A 15416-nucleotide genomic window follows, 5' to 3' on the forward strand; every position below is an offset into this window, starting at 1 on the left:
TTGTTGAATGCCGCGGTGTCTCCCGCGAACGATCTCGACCCCCGGCTCCTGCGCGCCTTCACCGCCGTCGCGGCGGAACTCCACTTCACCCGCGCCGCCGCCCGCCTCTACATCGCCCAGCAGGCGCTCAGCCGGGACATCCGGCGGCTCGAACGCGACCTGGGCACCGAACTGTTCGCGCGTTCCACCCGGCAGGTCGAACTCACCCCGGAGGGCGTCCGGCTGCTCCCGTACGCGCACAAGGTCCTCGCCGCCCACGACGAACTCGCCGACGCCTTCCGCGGCGCCCCCCGCCCCCTCCTCGTCGACCTCAACACCGCCGGCCTCGCCCACGACCGGGTGCTGGCCCGCGCCCGCGAACTCGCCCCCGACCTGGAACTGATGCCCCGCTACGAGAGCGGACTGACCGGCGCCGTACGGGAGATCCTGGCCGGCCGGCTCGACGCCTCCTTCGGCCGGTACGGCGGACTGCTGCCGGACCTGCGGGCCCGGGTGGAGGCGCGGTTCGTCCGGTACGTGCCGATGGGCGTCCTGCTGGGCGAGAGCGACCCGCTCGCCGGTCTCACCGAGGTCCCGCTCGGCGCGCTCGCGGGCCGAGCCGTCTACGCGGGCGCCGGCAACGACCGTACGCCGGAGTGGACCGACCTGGCCGTACGGCTCTTCGAAGGGCGCGGCATCGAGGTCGCGCCGCCCGCGCCGATGATCATCGGCAAGGAGGAGTTCCGACGGGTCATGGCCAAGGACCCCGTGCCCGTTCTCGCCGCCGTCGACTTCCCGCATATGCCGGGCAGCGTGCTGCGTCCGCTGGTCGACCCCGTACCGCTGTCACCCGTGAGCCTGGTGTGGCGCAAGGGACTGCGCCACCCCGGCCTCGACGCGCTCCGCCGCGCCGCCGCCGAACTCGGCGCGAGGGAAGGCTGGCTGACCCGTCCGGAGGGGGCCTGGCTGCCGGAGGGCGAGCCGGGACTGCCGTAGCCCGGCGGCCGGAGGGGCTCGGACCGTCGAGGTCCGGCTGCCGGGAGAGCAGGGGCTGGTGTGGCCCGGTGTGGTGGGGGCGCCCGGTGCGGTGGGATGGGGAGGGGTGGGGCGCTTGAGTACCCGTACTCATGCGCCGCCGTCCCGGGCAGGGGCAGCCTGAGGGGCATGGACACGGCGAGCGGAAGCGCGGCGGACGCGGCGGGGGAGAAGCGGGGCCGCGCCTGGTACCGGCGGGTGCGCCGGGCCGACAGCGCGGTGGCCGTGCTCGTCGGCATGGGAAACCTCCTGCTGTGCTGGTGGCTTCTCCTCATGGACATCGGCTCGGGCATCACCTTCGGAGCGCCCGACGCGGTCACACAGGCGGAGACGGACGCCACGCACGCGTTGATGGCGCGGATGTACGTCGGCTGGCTGGTGGGCGGGCTGCTGGTGTTCGCCCTGCTCCGGATGGGGCGCAGCGTAGCCAGCCATCTGTTCTTCCTGGTCGTGCCACCGGCCGCGCTCTTCATCTATGTCGCGGCGAATCCATGACGGGCGGAGTCCCACCCGCGCCTTCGCGCCGCTTTGGCATATGCCCGGTTGTCGGGCCCGCGGTCCGTGGGGTCCACCCGGGCCGCCGGGTCCGTGGGCCTCGGCCATGGTCCTGGCCGGCTGCGATTTCCCGTCGCACCCCGCGTACGCGCGCGTCTACGGTACGCGGATGACCTCCATAACGATCAGACGCGCGGACCCCGCAGACCCCGCCGAGGCGGCGGGCCTCGCCGCCGCCCTGCTGCGCAACCGCGCCTCCATGCGCCCCTTCGAACCGAACCGCGCCGAGTCGTACTACACGCCGGAAGCCCAGGCCGCCCGGCTGGGCGACGGCGGCCTGCGCTGGTTCGCCGTGGACGAGAGCCAGGACCGCGAGTGCCGGGACGGCCGGATCGTCGGCTCGGCGACGCTCTCCGGGATCGTCCTCGGCCCCTACCGCAACGCCGCACTCGGCTACTGGACCGACGCCGAATACGGCGGCCGGGGCCTGGCCACCGCCCTGACCGAGGAGGTGTGCCGGGCCGCCCGCGAGGAACTCGGCCTGCACCGGATCGAAGCCGGCACCCTGCTCGACAACCACGCCTCCCAGCGCGTCCTCGTCAAGTGCGGCTTCGAACGGATCGGCACCGCGCCCCGCTGCCTCCACATCGACGGCGCGTGGCGCGACCACCATCTCTTCCAGCGGATCCTGCACGACGACCCGCCGCCCCCGTCCGTCTGACGGCGGGCGCGGGCGGATCGTCGTCGGCAGCCGCTACGTGCGGACCCGCAGCATCGGGGCGCGGGCGTGGGACTTCCGGGGGCCCGGCCGGAAGATCATGATGATCAGACGGGCCCCCGGTGCCGTGAGCGGCTGGGCCGCGCAGATCGAGACATGCCCGGCCCCCAGCAGCGCATGCCGGATCGGACGCTCGTCGCCGTCCGGATGGATATGCGCGCCGCCCGCCTCCCACAGCGGCCCGAGATCCGGATCGGCCCGGACCTCCCGCTCGATCTGCCGCAGCGTCGCGTCGTCACGGCGCGCGGCCAGCGCGGCGTGCAACTGCGGCAGGATCAACGGCGCCCAGCCCGCACGCCAGTCCACGAGCACCGCGTCACGGGCCGACTTGTCGAGCAGCATCCAGCGCATGGTGTTCGACGGAGCCACACCACCCGGGTACATGTCGGCGAAGTGCCGGTTGTGCGCGAGCAGATTCCAGGACGCGTCGGTCACGTACGCCATGTGCCGGATCCCGTCCACGGCCTCCTGCCACACCCCCGGCACCTCCAGGCCCGAGGACGGATGCAGCGGCCCCGGAGGGTCGCCGATCCCCGCGTACCGGCACAGCGACACCCACTCCTGCTCGTTCAGACCGAAGAGACGGGCGACCTGACGCAGATAGTCGGCGGGCGGATTCGGGTAACGGCCGGTCTCCAGCCGGTTGTACGTGTCGATGGCCCGGCACGTCAGCTCGTCGACCTGCTGCTGCGACAGCCCGCGGGCACGGCGGCCGCGGCCCGTCGGGCGGGACAGGCCATGGGCCTCGGGGGCGATCAGCTCACGGCGCTCCTTGAGCAGGGCGCGCAAGGCCGTTTTGTTCACCGCACCCTCCCCGGGGGGCCTGGTTTCTCCGTGTGTGAATTCGTAGGAAAAACGATTCGTAGATATTAAACCGTTCAACGTTCATGCTGTGGGTGCCCCCGGCGTTGACCTGCGGGGACACCAGGACAACCGGACCGGCTACCCCCCGAGCCGCTCCGGTTCAGGTCGGCCCGGGCGACTCCCCCGTACGCCCGGGCCGACCCTCTCTCTTTTTTTGTGCCTCCTTCGCCTCCGGGGTGCTGGAGTCGGACTCACAGCACCGATCGTGCTCGGCCCACTCGTTCCTCGCGGGCCTGTGCGCGTTCGGCACTGTTCCCCCGACGCACCCCTTCGGCTCACTCGGCCGTACGCGGCGACCTGCGGTCAGGCGTAACGGCAGGGAGGTGGCCCGCACTTGGTGGTGGCCAAGGTGGGCTTGCGGGTGGGTGCGGCGGCTGGTGTGTGGCCCGCACTCGCGGTGCCTCTGGGGGTGGGCCCGCACGTGCGCGAGGTGGTTGGGGGCTGGGCTTGCGGGTGGGTGCGGCGGCAGGTGCGTGGCCCGCACGGGCGTGAGACGGCAGGGATCCGGCCCGCACGTAAGTGCGGCGGCGGGGGCTGGGCTTGCGGGTGGGTGCGGCGGCAGGTGCGTGGCCCGCACGTGCGCGAGGCGGCTACGGGTGGGCGCATGTTGTTTGCGTCGCGTTGGCCTTTTTGTGCCTCCTTCGCCTCCGGGGTGCTGGAGTCGGACTCACAGCATCGATCGTGCTCGGCCCACTCGTTCCTCGCGGGCCTGTGCGCGTTCGGCACTGTTCCCCCGACGCACCCCTTCGGCTCACTCGGCCGTACACAGCAACCCGCACCTAGACGTAACGGCAGGAGCGTGGTCCGCACTCGCGGTGCCTCCGGGGGCCGGCCCGCACGTGAGTGCGGCGGCTGGGGGCTGGGCTCGCGGGTGGGTGCGGCGCTGGTGCGTGGCCCGCACGGGTACGAGGCGGCTACGGGTGGGCGCATGTTGTTTGCGCAGCGTTGGCCTTTTTGTGCCTCCTTCTCCCCCTGCCTTCGGCGGGGGGACCCCCACGGGGTGCTGGAGTCGGACTCACAGCACCGATCGTGCTCGGCACTGTTCCCCCGACGCACCCCTTCGGCTCACTCGGCCGTACGCGGCGAGCCGCACAAAGACCTAACGGCAGGTTCCCGGCCCGCACTCACGGTGCCTCCGGGGGCCGGCCCGCACGAGTGCAAAGCGGCAGGGTGAGCCCGCACTTGTCGGCGCGGGGCGGGGGTGAACGTCCGGTGCCTGGGTTGCCCAAGGTCAGCACGCCCGCCCTTGTCGTTGCGAAGAGGTGCGGGGTGCCCTTTACGGGCGAGTGAGCCGAAGGGTGCCGCGGGTGTCGAAAGGGAGAGCGCGCGCAGGCCCGCGAGGAACGAGTGGGCCGAGCACGGTCGACCGTCGACACACGCACCAGGCACCCGGAGGCGAACCGAGCCACAAAAAAGGCCAACGCGACGCAAACAACATGCGCTCGCCCGTAGCCGCCTCACTCACGTGCGGGCCCGCGCCTTGCCGCCTCACTCACGTGCGGGCCCGCCCTCCGCTGTGTGCTCGTGCGCGCCCGCCCCCACCGCCTCGCCCCGCGCGGGCACCGGGCACCAGGCACCCGTGGGGGTCCCCCCGCCGAAGGCAGGAGGAGAACCGAGCCACAAAAAAGGATGCGGACTGACAGGGGGCTCTGCGTCGCGTACGCTCGACGGCTGCCCAGTGCACGTCAGAAGGGGGCCCCGGTGGCCGCGCAGGAAGCCGTCGACACGGTCAGAGACCGTGAGATCGGTGTCGAACAGGAACATCTGGATCAGGTCTACCGCCGCCTGGAGGAGAAGATCCACGAGGCGGAGTTCCTGATGAACGACGCCGCCCAGCGGGGCCACGTCGGCACCCCCGGGGCGCTCGCCGAACGGGATGCCCAAGTGTTCCGGGCCGGCATCCATCTCAACCGGCTCAACAACGAGTTCGAGGACTTTCTCTTCGGCCGGATCGACCTCCTCTACGGCAAGGACGGCGAGAAGGGCCCCGACGGCGCGTACACCTCCGTCGAGCCCGCCGAGGACGCCATCCGGACCGACGACGACGGCCGTACGTCCGCCGAGGTCGGCGAGACCCTGCACATCGGCCGGATCGGCGTTCTCGACGCCGACTACTCCCCGCTGGTCATCGACTGGCGCGCGCCCGCCGCCGCGCCGTTCTACCGGGCCACCCCGGTCGACCCCGGCCGGGTCGTCCGCCGCCGGGTCATCCGGTCCAAGGGCCGCAAGGTCCTCGGTGTCGAGGACGACCTGATGCGTCCCGAGCTGACGGCGACCCTCGACGGGCAGACCCTGCCCGTCATCGGCGACGGCGCGCTGATGGCCGCGCTCGGCCAGGCCCGCAGCCACACCATGCGGGACATCGTCTCCTCCATCCAGGCCGAGCAGGACCTGGTCATCCGGGCGCCCGCCGCCTCCGTGACGTACGTCGAGGGCGGGCCCGGCACCGGCAAGACCGCCGTCGCCCTGCACCGCGCCGCCTACCTGCTCTACCAGGACCGGCGCCGCTACTCCGGCGGCATCCTCATCGTCTCGCCGACCCCGCTGCTCGTCTCGTACACCGAGGGCGTGCTGCCCTCGCTCGGCGAGGAGGGCCAGGTCGCCATCCGGGCGCTCGGCTCGCTCGTCGACGGGGTCGAGGCCGACGCGTACGACGAACCGTCCGTCGCCCGCGTCAAGGGCTCCTCGCGGATGCTCGCCGTGCTGCGCAAGGCCGCCCGCGGCGCCCTGGAGACGCCCGCGCCCAAGGCCGTCGTACAGCCGGAACTCGGGGACCCCGAGGAAGGCGGGCCCGAAGCCGCCCCGGCCGGCACCCCGACCCGGCTGCGGGTCGTCGCCTTCAACCGCCGCCTGGAGCTGGAGGCCGACGACCTCAAGCGGATCCGGCACAACGTGCTCGGCGGCACCGCGCCCGTCAACCTGCTGCGCCCGCGCGCCCGCCGGCTGCTGCTCGACGCGCTGTACGCCAAGTCCGGTGCCGCCGGCCGGCACAGCGATCCGCAGCTCGCCGCCGAACTGCGTTCCTCCTTCGACGAGGACGTGTCGACCGAGGACTCCTTCCTCGCCTTCCTCGACGCCTGGTGGCCCGAGCTCACCCCCCGCGGGGTCCTCGACGCCATGGCCGACGAGAAGCGGCTCGGCCGCTGGGCCCGCCGGATCCTCAACCCCGGCGAGACGCGCCGGCTCGCCCGCTCGCTGCGCCGTCCCGGTCTGTCCGTGCACGATGTGGCGCTTCTCGACGAGCTGGCCACGCTGCTCGGTACGCCGGCCCGGCCGCGCAAGAAGCGCGAGTACGACCCGCTGGACCAGCTCACCGGCCTGGAGGAGCTGATGCCGGTACGCGAGGAGACCCAGCGCGAGCGCGCCGAACGGCTCGCCGCCGAGCGCGTCGAGTACGCCCACGTCATCGTCGACGAGGCCCAGGACCTCACGCCCATGCAGTGGCGCATGGTCGGCCGCCGCGGCCGGCACGCCACCTGGACGGTCGTCGGCGACCCGGCCCAGTCCTCCTGGTCCGACCCCGACGAGGCCGCCGCCGCCCGCGACGAGGCCCTCGGCACCCGGCCGCGCCGCCGCTTCGAACTCACCGTGAACTACCGCAACCCGGCCGAGATCGCCGACCTGGCCGCCAAGGTCCTCGCCCTCGCGATGCCCGGCAAGGAGTCGCCGCGCGCGGTGCGTTCCACGGGCGTCGAGCCCCGCTTCGTCGCCCTGCCGGAGCAGGCGGCGATGGCGAGGACGGTGCGGGCGGAGGCGGAACGGCTGCTCGGCGAGGTGGACGGCACGGTCGGCGTGGTCGTCGCCATGGACCGCCGCAAGCAGGCGGCGGGCTGGCTCGACGGGCTCGGCGACCGGGTCGTCGCGCTCGGCTCCCTGGAGGCCAAGGGGCTGGAGTACGACGCGACGGTGGTCGTGTCGCCCGCCGAGATCGCCGACGAGTCGCCGGCCGGACTGCGGGTGCTCTACGTGGCCCTGACCCGGTCCACGCAGGCGCTCACGGTGATCTCCGGCGAGCGCGACCTGCCGGACGAGGACGGCGTGCCGGACCTGCTCCGGGACTGAGGCGTACGAGGCGGGGCCGGGTCGAACCGAGGCGGGGCCGGGGCGGACCGGGGCGGGTGGCAGGGTCGGGGCCGGCCGGGGCGTACGGGCGGGGCGGTCGCACCCGGTCATGTCCGGTCGTACGGGCCTGGCCCCGCCTCCCCGCGGCCGCCGTCCACGACAGCCCTCCACGAGCGCTCTACGACCCCGAGCGACCCCGCCCCTGCGGCCGTCCGGGGCCGGTTCGAACGTCGACACGCACTTCGGGAATCACGTACCAAGGTGGTTTGTTAGCCTTGTCGGTGGCACCGGCTCGATCCAAGCCCCCGGGCCCAACCTTCGTCCCTTAGAGGGACCACTTGCCGCGAGGCGAGCATGGCGGGTCGGTGCCACTTGAACTCGATACACAGTCGAGGCCCCGGTCACCTCCAGGTGACCGGGGCCTCTTCTGCTTCCTTCCGGTCTCTCGAATGATGGAAGAAGTTTTCCGGAAACGAAATGACCGCAGTTACCTGCTACTGGCAGGTAGGTGCGACGATCGAAGGATGCCGCCGGGCGACCAGCCTGGGCGGCGTAGCAGCGTTAACAGGGAAAGCAGAGGAACACGGTCATGGCAACGGCGCCCAGCGTCTCGTATTCGATGACGGTCCGCCTGGAGGTGCCCGCGAGCGGCACCGCGGTCTCTCAGCTCACCACGGCGGTCGAGACCCACGGCGGTTCCGTCACCGGCCTCGACGTGACCGCCTCCGGCCACGAGAAGCTGCGTATCGACGTCACCATCGCCGCGACCTCGACCGCCCACGCCGAGGAGATCGTCGAGCAGCTGCGCGGCATCGAGGGCGTCGTGCTGGGCAAGGTCTCCGACCGTACGTTCCTGATGCACCTCGGCGGCAAGATCGAGATGGCGTCCAAGCACCCCATCCGCAACCGTGACGACCTGTCCATGATCTACACCCCGGGCGTCGCCCGCGTGTGCATGGCCATCGCCCAGAACCCCGAGGACGCCCGCCGCCTCACCATCAAGCGCAACTCCGTCGCAGTCGTGACGGACGGTTCCGCCGTCCTCGGCCTCGGCAACATCGGCCCGAAGGCCGCGCTGCCCGTCATGGAGGGCAAGGCGGCCCTCTTCAAGCGCTTCGCCGGCATCGACGCCTGGCCGCTTTGCCTGGACACCCAGGACACCGACGAGATCGTCGCCATCGTCAAGGCGATCGCCCCCGGCTTCGCGGGCATCAATCTGGAGGACATCTCCGCGCCCCGCTGCTTCGAGATCGAGGCCAGGCTGCGCGAGGCCCTCGACATCCCCGTCTTCCACGACGACCAGCACGGCACCGCCATCGTCGTGCTCGCCGCGCTGACCAACGCCCTGCGCGTGGTGGGCAAGGACATCAGCGGCGTACGGGTCGTCATGTCCGGTGCCGGCGCCGCCGGTACGGCCATCCTCAAGCTGCTCATCGCGGCCGGCGTCAAGCAGGCCGTCGTCGCCGACATCCACGGTGTCGTGCACGCGGACCGCGCCGACCTCGTGGACGCCGCCCCGGACTCGCCGCTGCGCTGGATCGCCGACAACACCAACCCCGAGGGCGTCACCGGCACCCTCAAGGAGGCCGTCGCCGGCGCCGACGTCTTCATCGGCGTCTCCGCCCCGAACGTCCTCGACGGGGACGACATCGCCGCCATGGCGGACGACGCCATCGTGTTCGCGCTCGCGAATCCGGACCCGGAGGTCGACCCGGCCGAGGCTCGCCGTACGGCCGCCGTCGTGGCCACCGGCCGTTCGGACTTCCCCAACCAGATCAACAACGTGCTGGTCTTCCCCGGTGTCTTCCGCGGTCTCCTGGACGCCCAGTCCAGGACCGTGAACACCGAGATGATGCTGGCGGCCGCCACCGCGCTCGCCGATGTCGTCACCCGGGACGAGCTGAACCCGAACTACATCATCCCCTCGGTCTTCAACGACAAGGTCGCCGGCGCCGTCGCCGGTGCCGTCCGCGAGGCGGCGAAGGCGGCGGCCGCCGGCGCCTGACCGCGCCCGAGCGGCTCCTGACAGGGGCTTGGGCGACTTCCGCGTACGGCGCCCGGCCGGGTAGCCCTCCGGTGGCCGCCCGCTGTCGCCCGCCGGCGTCCGCTGCCCGGCGGGTGGCGCGCCGGAGTCTGCCCGGCTCCCGGCTCCCGGCTCCCGGCTTTGGCGCGTGGCCGGCCTCCCGGCCGCGTACGGCCGGGCTCGTCGCGCACGGGCGCGCTCCGGCCCCGACGGCCCCCGCCAGGGCCTTGGACGGGTCGGCGGAGCCCTGCACGGACCGTGACCGGACCCGAGGGGCCCCTGGGGTGCGTGTCGCGGGTCGGCGCACCCCAAACCCGCCTTTAGGGTGGTAGTTCGGCTCCGTACCGGCGCGTCCGCCGGACGGGGGCGACGCGACGTCACCAGGGTGGGAACCGGCGCTTTTCGTGTGACCCCAGGGGGTGCCGGATTGGCGTTCCCGCCGCTGGTGGGGGCAGGATGCGGTCTGGGCGCGCGGGTCTGGGACCGGACCCGGGTCCAGGGAGTGTCCGAGGGCCCTGGCAGCATGCTTCGCAGTGCCCACTCATGCGGCCTCGCGCCGCATGGCCCGCCTCACAGGCAACCCGCCTCACAGGCAAGAAGAAACACGGGAGTAACGAAATGAACCGCAGTGAGCTGGTGGCCGCCCTGGCCGACCGCGCCGAGGTGACCCGCAAGGACGCCGACGCCGTTCTGGCCGCGCTCGCCGAGACCGTCGGCGAGATCGTCGCCAAGGGCGACGAGAAGGTCACCATCCCCGGCTTCCTGACCTTCGAGCGCACCCACCGTGCCGCTCGCACCGCCCGCAACCCGCAGACCGGCGACCCGATCAACATCCCGGCCGGTTACAGCGTGAAGGTCTCCGCGGGCTCGAAGCTCAAGGAAGCCGCCAAGGGCAAGTAAGGCCTGGAGGCAGCACGCCGAAGGCCGCGGAAGCGGCTCAGGCGGGCGAAGAGGGCGGCCACCCTGTCAGGGGGTGGCCGCCCTCTTTTTCGTGCCTCAGAAACAAGCGGAAGCCCCTTCTCCGGGCCCGTGCGGGCGGAGAAGGGGCTTCCGTGTCGATTCCAAGCCGGTTTTCAGCCGGTTCCGGGCCGGTTCAGGGCCCTTGCCGGGCCCTTGCCAGGCCCCTTACCGGGCCGGCTTCCGCCCGTCCGGGCGAGCCGGTCAGACGAGCGCGCTGCCCGGCAGCTCGACCTTGGCACCCAGTTCCACGAGCTTCTCCATGAAGTTCTCGTAGCCGCGGTTGATCAGGTCGATGCCGTGGACCCGGCTGGTGCCCTGCGCCGCCAGAGCGGCGATCAGGTACGAGAAGCCGCCGCGCAGGTCGGGGATGACCAGGTCGGCGCCCTGCAGCTTGGTCGGGCCGCTGACGACCGCCGAGTGCAGGAAGTTGCGCTGGCCGAAGCGGCAGGCGGAGCCGCCCAGGCACTCGCGGTACAGCTGGATGTGGGCGCCCATCTGGTTGAGCGCGGAGGTGAAGCCGAGCCGCGACTCGTACACCGTCTCGTGCACGATCGACAGACCGGACGCCTGCGTCAGCGCTACCACCAGCGGCTGCTGCCAGTCGGTCTGGAAGCCGGGGTGCACGTCCGTCTCCAGCGCGATCGCGTTCAGCGAACCGCCCGGGTGCCAGAAGCGGATGCCCTCGTCGTCGATCTCGAAGGCGCCGCCGACCTTCCGGTACGTGTTGAGGAAGGTCATCATCGAACGCTGCTGCGCGCCGCGCACGTAGATGTCGCCCTCGGTCGCCAGCGCCGCCGACGCCCAGGACGCCGCCTCCAGGCGGTCGGACAGGGCGTGGTGGTTGTAGCCGCCGAGCTGGTCGACACCGGTGATCCGGATGGTCCGGTCGGTGTCCATGGCGATGATCGCGCCCATCTTCTGCAGTACGCAGATGAGGTCCTCGATCTCCGGCTCCACGGCCGCGTTGGACAGCTCGGTGACGCCCTCGGCGAGGACGGCGGTGAGCAGGACCTGCTCGGTCGCGCCCACGGAGGGGTACGGGAGGGCGATCTTGGTGCCGCGCAGCCGCTGCGGGGCCTCCAGGTACTGCCCGTCGGCCCGCTTCTCGATCGTGGCGCCGAACTTGCGCAGCACGTCGAAGTGGAAGTCGATCGGCCGGCCGCCGATGTCGCAGCCGCCGAGGCCGGGTATGAAGGCGTGGCCGAGGCGGTGCAGCAGCGGGCCGCAGAAGAGGATGGGGATGCGGGACGATCCGGCGTGGGCGTCGATGTCGGCCACGTTGGCGGACTCGACGTGCGTCGGGTCCATGATCAGCTCACCCGGCTCCTCGCCGGGGCGGACCGTCACACCGTGCAGCTGGAGCAGTCCGCGGACCACGCGGACGTCACGGATGTCGGGCACGTTGCGCAGGCGGCTCGGCGCGCTGCCGAGCAGCGCGGCGACCATCGCCTTGGGCACGAGGTTCTTCGCGCCGCGGACGCGGATCTCGCCCTCCAGCGGGGTGCCGCCGTGGACAAGCAGGACATCGTCAGTGCCGGTCATGAATCTCGCGTTCCGGGTCGTAGGTCGGATGGGCCAGTCAAAAGAGTAAGGGGCGCGGGGACCCCACTCGGGTGGGTGAGGGGGGCTCGCGAATGTAATGAATTCGGCACAACACCCTCCGCTCTCGTGATCTTGCGGAGTGTCACCGTCCGCTTCTTCCGGTTCCTCCTCAAGGGGGGCCGCGACGGTGCACGGCTTGACCTGTGGTGGCGTACGTCTGCCCCGGACCGGGCGGGGCAACCCCGTCGATCCCCGTCGGTGCCCGTCGTTCCCCGTCGTTCCTCCGGGATCCCGGAGGCCTCCGGCGATCCGGCGATCCCGGCGATACCCGAACGCCGCCGGCGAAGATGCGGGATCATGGCTCGCATGACGGAGGTGTCCTCGCTCACAGGCCGGCTGCTCGTCGCCACCCCCGCGCTCGCGGACCCCAATTTCGACCGCACGGTGGTCCTGCTGCTCGATCACGACGACGAGGGCTCCCTCGGCGTGGTCCTCAACCGGCCCACCCCTGTGACCGTCGGCGACGTCCTCGCCTCCTGGGCCGCTCTCGCGGGCGAGCCCGGCGTCGTCTTCCAGGGCGGGCCCGTCTCGCTCGACGCCGCCCTCGGCATCGCCGTCATCCCCGGCGACGAGGGCCCGCTGGGCTGGCGCCGGGTGCACGGGGCGATCGGCCTCGTCGACCTGGAGGCCCCGCCCGAACTCGTCGGCCCGGCCCTCGGCGCCCTGCGGATCTTCGCCGGGTACGCGGGGTGGGGGCCGGGGCAGCTGGAGACCGAGCTGCGCGACGGCGCCTGGTACGTCGTCGAGTCCGAGCCCGGCGACGTCTCCGCCCCGCGTCCCGAGACGCTGTGGCGGCAGGTGCTGCGCCGGCAGCGCGGCGAGCTGGCGATGGTGGCCACGTACCCGGACGACCCCTCCCTCAACTGAGCCGCTTCCGGGTCGTACGGACCTCGGGGCGGGCGCGTGCGGCGGTCCGTGGCGGTCCGTGGTGGCGCGCGGCGGCGGGTGCGACGGGGGTGTGGTCGGGGTGCGGACCGGCGCGCGAACGCGGGTGGGCGCGGGGTCGCGCGCGGCCGAAAGAGGGGCGTACGCGGGCGGGCCTGGGGGCGCTGCCCACCCAGTACCCTTGGGTGCCATGAGCACTCTCGAGCCCGAGCGCGGGGCAGGTACGGGGACCCTCGTCGAGCCGACGCCGCAGGTGTCCAACGGTGACGGCGACCACGAGCGCTACGCCCATTACGTCCAGAAGGACAAGATCATGGCGAGCGCCCTCGACGGCACTCCCGTGGTGGCGCTGTGCGGCAAGGTCTGGGTGCCGGGCCGCGATCCGAAGAAGTACCCGGTCTGCCCGATGTGCAAGGAGATCTACGAATCCATGGGCGCGGGCGGCGACAAGGACAAGGGCGGCAAGGACAAGAAGTAGTCCTCCGACGCCAGGCCGGAAGGCCGTACGGCCCCCGGCGGGCGCCCCTTATGGGGCGGACCCGCCGGGGGCCGTTTGTCATATGCCGACCGGTGGCGGTGGTGGTGGCGGGAGTACTTGTGGCGCCTCCGGCCCGCGTCTACGCTCACGCGTGTTGTGCCATGTGGAACGACCGTTGCGCATGCTGCAACAGCGGTGACCTCGATACCCGGGCTCGGCGGCACGGTGAAGGGCGGATCTGGTGGACCCGATGGACCGAATGGACCCGGTGGGCTCGGCGAACCCGGTGGACTCGGCGGATCGGATGGGCTCGGCAGCCTCGGCGGACTCGGCGGGTGACCGCCCCGCGTACCCCGGCCTCGACCTGATCCCGGCGCCCCGGGAGGCGGTGCGCCGGGGCGCCGCCCCGGGGTACGTCACGCTCGACGAGCGCACCACCCTCGACGCGGGCCCCGGCACCCACCGCGCCGCCCGCTGGCTGCGGTCCGCACTCGGCGCCGCGACCGGTCTGCCGCTGCCCGACGGCACGGGGCCGCGCGCCATCAGGCTGCGGATCAGCGCGGACGTGGAACGGGAGCACGGACCGGAGGGCTACGTCCTGTCCGTCCTGCCCGCGGAGGGTTCCCTCGCCGGTCCCGCCGGAGCGCCCGACGCCGCCGGAGCGCCCGCCACTGACACCGCCGTCGTCATCGAGGGCGGCGGCCCCGCCGGGGTGTTCTGGGCCGCCCAGACACTCCGTCAGCTACTCGGGCCCGAGGCGTACCGCGCGGCACCCGTGGCGCCCGCCGGGCACACCTGGGACCTCCCGTGTCTCACCGTCACCGACAGCCCCCGTTTCCGCTGGCGCGGTCTCATGCTCGACGTCGCCCGCCATTTCATGCCGAAGACCGACGTACTGCGTCAGGTCGACCTGATGGCCGCGCACAAACTGAACGTCCTCCACCTCCACCTCACCGACGACCAGGGCTGGCGGGTGGAGATCCGGCGCCACCCCCGGCTCACCGAGGTCGGCTCCTGGCGGCCCCGCAGCAAGTGGGGCCACCGGCTCTCGTCGCAGTGGAACGAGACCCCGCACGGCGGGTACTACACCCACGACGACCTCCGCGAGATCGTCGCCTACGCCGCCGACCGGCACATCACGGTCGTTCCCGAGATCGACGTCCCCGGCCACTCGCAGGCCGCCATCGCCGCGTACCCCGAACTCGGCAACACCGACGTCGTCGACACCGCCGCCCTCGGCGTCTGGGACACCTGGGGCGTCAACCCGAACGTGCTCGCCCCCACCGAGGCCGTACTCCGGTTCTACGAGGACGTCTTCGAGGAGATCCTGGAACTCTTCCCCTCGCCCTTCGTCCACATCGGCGGCGACGAGTGCCCCAAGGACCAGTGGAAGGCGTCGGCCACGGCCCAGGCCAGGATCGCGGAGCTGGGCGTGGGCGACGAGGACGGGCTCCAGGCGTGGTTCGTCCGCCACTTCGACCGCTGGCTCGCCGCGCGCGGCCGCCGGCTCGTCGGCTGGGACGAGATCCTGGAGGGCGGACCGGCGGCCGGCGGGGCACCCCTCGCGGACACGGCGGGCGGGACGACCGGGCTCGGCCTCACCCCCGGCGCGACCGTCTCCTCCTGGCGCGGCTACGCGGGCGGGATCGCCGCCGCCGAGGCGGGCCACGACGTCGTCATGTGCCCCGAGCAGCAGGTGTACCTGGACTACCGTCAAGACCCGGGCGAGGACGAGCCGATGCCCATCGGCTACGTGCGCACCCTGGCCGACGTCTACCGATTCGACCCGGTCCCGCCGGGCCTCTCCGAGGCGGCCGCCGCCCATGTCCTCGGCACCCAGGCCAACGTGTGGACCGAGGTGATGGAGAACCGGGCCCGCGTCGACTACCAGACCCAGCCCCGGCTCGCCGCCTTCGCCGAGGTCGCCTGGTCCCGGCTGCCCGCCCCCGACGCCCGCGACCTGGCCGGATTCGAACGCCGGATGACCGCCCACTACCGGCGCCTCGACGCGCTCGGCGTGGAGTACCGCCCGCCCGGCGGGCCCCGCCCCTGGCAGCGTCGCCCGGGCGTGCCGGGTCGCCCTCTGGAGGGAACGCCCCCGAACGTGTGAGACCCGCCCGCCCGGCGACCCGCCGCGCCCCGCCCCGCGCCACCGCGCCTCCGTGCCACGGTGAAACGGGGCCTTGGGGCCGCCGCACCCGGAACCTCCGCTTCACGGACCCTCGCGACGTACGGTTCGGAAGATGTGCCAGAGT

Annotated in this window: 11 protein-coding genes; 9 read left to right on the forward strand and 2 right to left on the reverse strand. The window is 72.6% G+C overall.

Annotated features, from left to right (window positions below; all coding sequences use genetic code 11):
• Positions 1-15 precede the first annotated feature (15 nt).
• From ACGFRB_RS10800 to ACGFRB_RS10810, 3 genes are all read left to right on the forward strand, one after another.
• Positions 16-975: a LysR family transcriptional regulator gene (locus ACGFRB_RS10800; protein WP_363012027.1), complete on the forward strand. Its 960-nt coding sequence runs from the start codon at positions 16-18 to the stop codon at positions 973-975.
• A gap of 168 nt (positions 976-1143) precedes the next feature.
• Entirely contained in the window at positions 1144-1509 is a 366-nt protein-coding gene (locus ACGFRB_RS10805) for a hypothetical protein (protein WP_393241664.1), read from the forward strand.
• Between the two features lie 169 nt (positions 1510-1678).
• Positions 1679-2230 (forward strand): GNAT family N-acetyltransferase, encoded by a 552-nt coding sequence (locus ACGFRB_RS10810; protein ID WP_393241667.1) that lies wholly within the window; start codon positions 1679-1681, stop codon positions 2228-2230.
• A 33-nt stretch (positions 2231-2263) separates the two neighbouring features.
• Here the strand turns inward: ACGFRB_RS10810 and ACGFRB_RS10815 are convergent, their stop codons facing one another.
• Positions 2264-3091 carry a helix-turn-helix domain-containing protein gene (locus ACGFRB_RS10815; RefSeq protein WP_363012023.1) on the reverse strand — a complete coding sequence of 276 codons (828 nt, stop codon included), beginning with the start codon at positions 3089-3091 and terminating at the stop codon, positions 2264-2266.
• 1761 nt (positions 3092-4852) lie between these two features.
• Between ACGFRB_RS10815 and ACGFRB_RS10820 the strand changes: the two genes are divergently transcribed.
• The 3 genes from ACGFRB_RS10820 (at position 4853) to ACGFRB_RS10830 (ending at position 10136) form a co-directional block, all read left to right on the forward strand.
• A complete protein-coding gene (locus ACGFRB_RS10820) occupies positions 4853-7213 on the forward strand; it encodes a HelD family protein (RefSeq protein ID WP_393241671.1) in 2361 nt (786 codons plus the stop codon).
• 589 nt (positions 7214-7802) lie between these two features.
• Positions 7803-9218, forward strand: a complete 1416-nt coding sequence (locus tag ACGFRB_RS10825; protein WP_363000801.1) for an NAD-dependent malic enzyme — start codon at positions 7803-7805, stop codon at positions 9216-9218.
• A gap of 636 nt (positions 9219-9854) precedes the next feature.
• Positions 9855-10136: an HU family DNA-binding protein gene (locus ACGFRB_RS10830; RefSeq protein ID WP_003968811.1), complete on the forward strand. Its 282-nt coding sequence runs from the start codon at positions 9855-9857 to the stop codon at positions 10134-10136.
• A 261-nt stretch (positions 10137-10397) separates the two neighbouring features.
• Here the strand turns inward: ACGFRB_RS10830 and murA are convergent, their stop codons facing one another.
• Entirely contained in the window at positions 10398-11738 is a 1341-nt protein-coding gene (murA, locus tag ACGFRB_RS10835; protein WP_361233864.1) for a UDP-N-acetylglucosamine 1-carboxyvinyltransferase, read from the reverse strand.
• A gap of 366 nt (positions 11739-12104) precedes the next feature.
• On the opposite strand from murA, the gene ACGFRB_RS10840 reads away from it, so the two are divergent.
• From ACGFRB_RS10840 to ACGFRB_RS10850, 3 genes are all read left to right on the forward strand, one after another.
• Positions 12105-12665 (forward strand): YqgE/AlgH family protein, encoded by a 561-nt coding sequence (locus ACGFRB_RS10840; RefSeq protein ID WP_361233985.1) that lies wholly within the window; start codon positions 12105-12107, stop codon positions 12663-12665.
• Between the two features lie 208 nt (positions 12666-12873).
• Positions 12874-13161: a DUF3039 domain-containing protein gene (locus tag ACGFRB_RS10845; protein WP_361233861.1), complete on the forward strand. Its 288-nt coding sequence runs from the start codon at positions 12874-12876 to the stop codon at positions 13159-13161.
• A gap of 304 nt (positions 13162-13465) precedes the next feature.
• Positions 13466-15271 carry a beta-N-acetylhexosaminidase gene (locus ACGFRB_RS10850; protein WP_393242504.1) on the forward strand — a complete coding sequence of 602 codons (1806 nt, stop codon included), beginning with the start codon at positions 13466-13468 and terminating at the stop codon, positions 15269-15271.
• Positions 15272-15416 lie beyond the last annotated feature (145 nt).

It is taken from the genome of Streptomyces sp. NPDC048718 (assembly GCF_043198875.1).
Taxonomy (GTDB): domain Bacteria; phylum Actinomycetota; class Actinomycetes; order Streptomycetales; family Streptomycetaceae; genus Streptomyces.

Bases quoted from the DNA above. Each gene is read 5' to 3' on its own strand.
- ACGFRB_RS10805 (WP_393241664.1), top strand. From the start codon at position 1,144: ATGGACACGGCGAGCGGAAGCGCGGCGGACGCGGCGGGGGAGAAGCGG.
- ACGFRB_RS10845 (WP_361233861.1), top strand. From the start codon at position 12,874: ATGAGCACTCTCGAGCCCGAGCGCGGGGCAGGTACGGGGACCCTCGTC.
- ACGFRB_RS10830 (WP_003968811.1), top strand. From the start codon at position 9,855: ATGAACCGCAGTGAGCTGGTGGCCGCCCTGGCCGACCGCGCCGAGGTG.
- ACGFRB_RS10840 (WP_361233985.1), top strand. From the start codon at position 12,105: ATGACGGAGGTGTCCTCGCTCACAGGCCGGCTGCTCGTCGCCACCCCC.
- ACGFRB_RS10810 (WP_393241667.1), top strand. From the start codon at position 1,679: ATGACCTCCATAACGATCAGACGCGCGGACCCCGCAGACCCCGCCGAG.
- ACGFRB_RS10850 (WP_393242504.1), top strand. From the start codon at position 13,466: ATGGGCTCGGCAGCCTCGGCGGACTCGGCGGGTGACCGCCCCGCGTAC.
- ACGFRB_RS10825 (WP_363000801.1), top strand. From the start codon at position 7,803: ATGGCAACGGCGCCCAGCGTCTCGTATTCGATGACGGTCCGCCTGGAG.
- murA (WP_361233864.1), bottom strand. From the start codon at position 11,738: ATGACCGGCACTGACGATGTCCTGCTTGTCCACGGCGGCACCCCGCTG.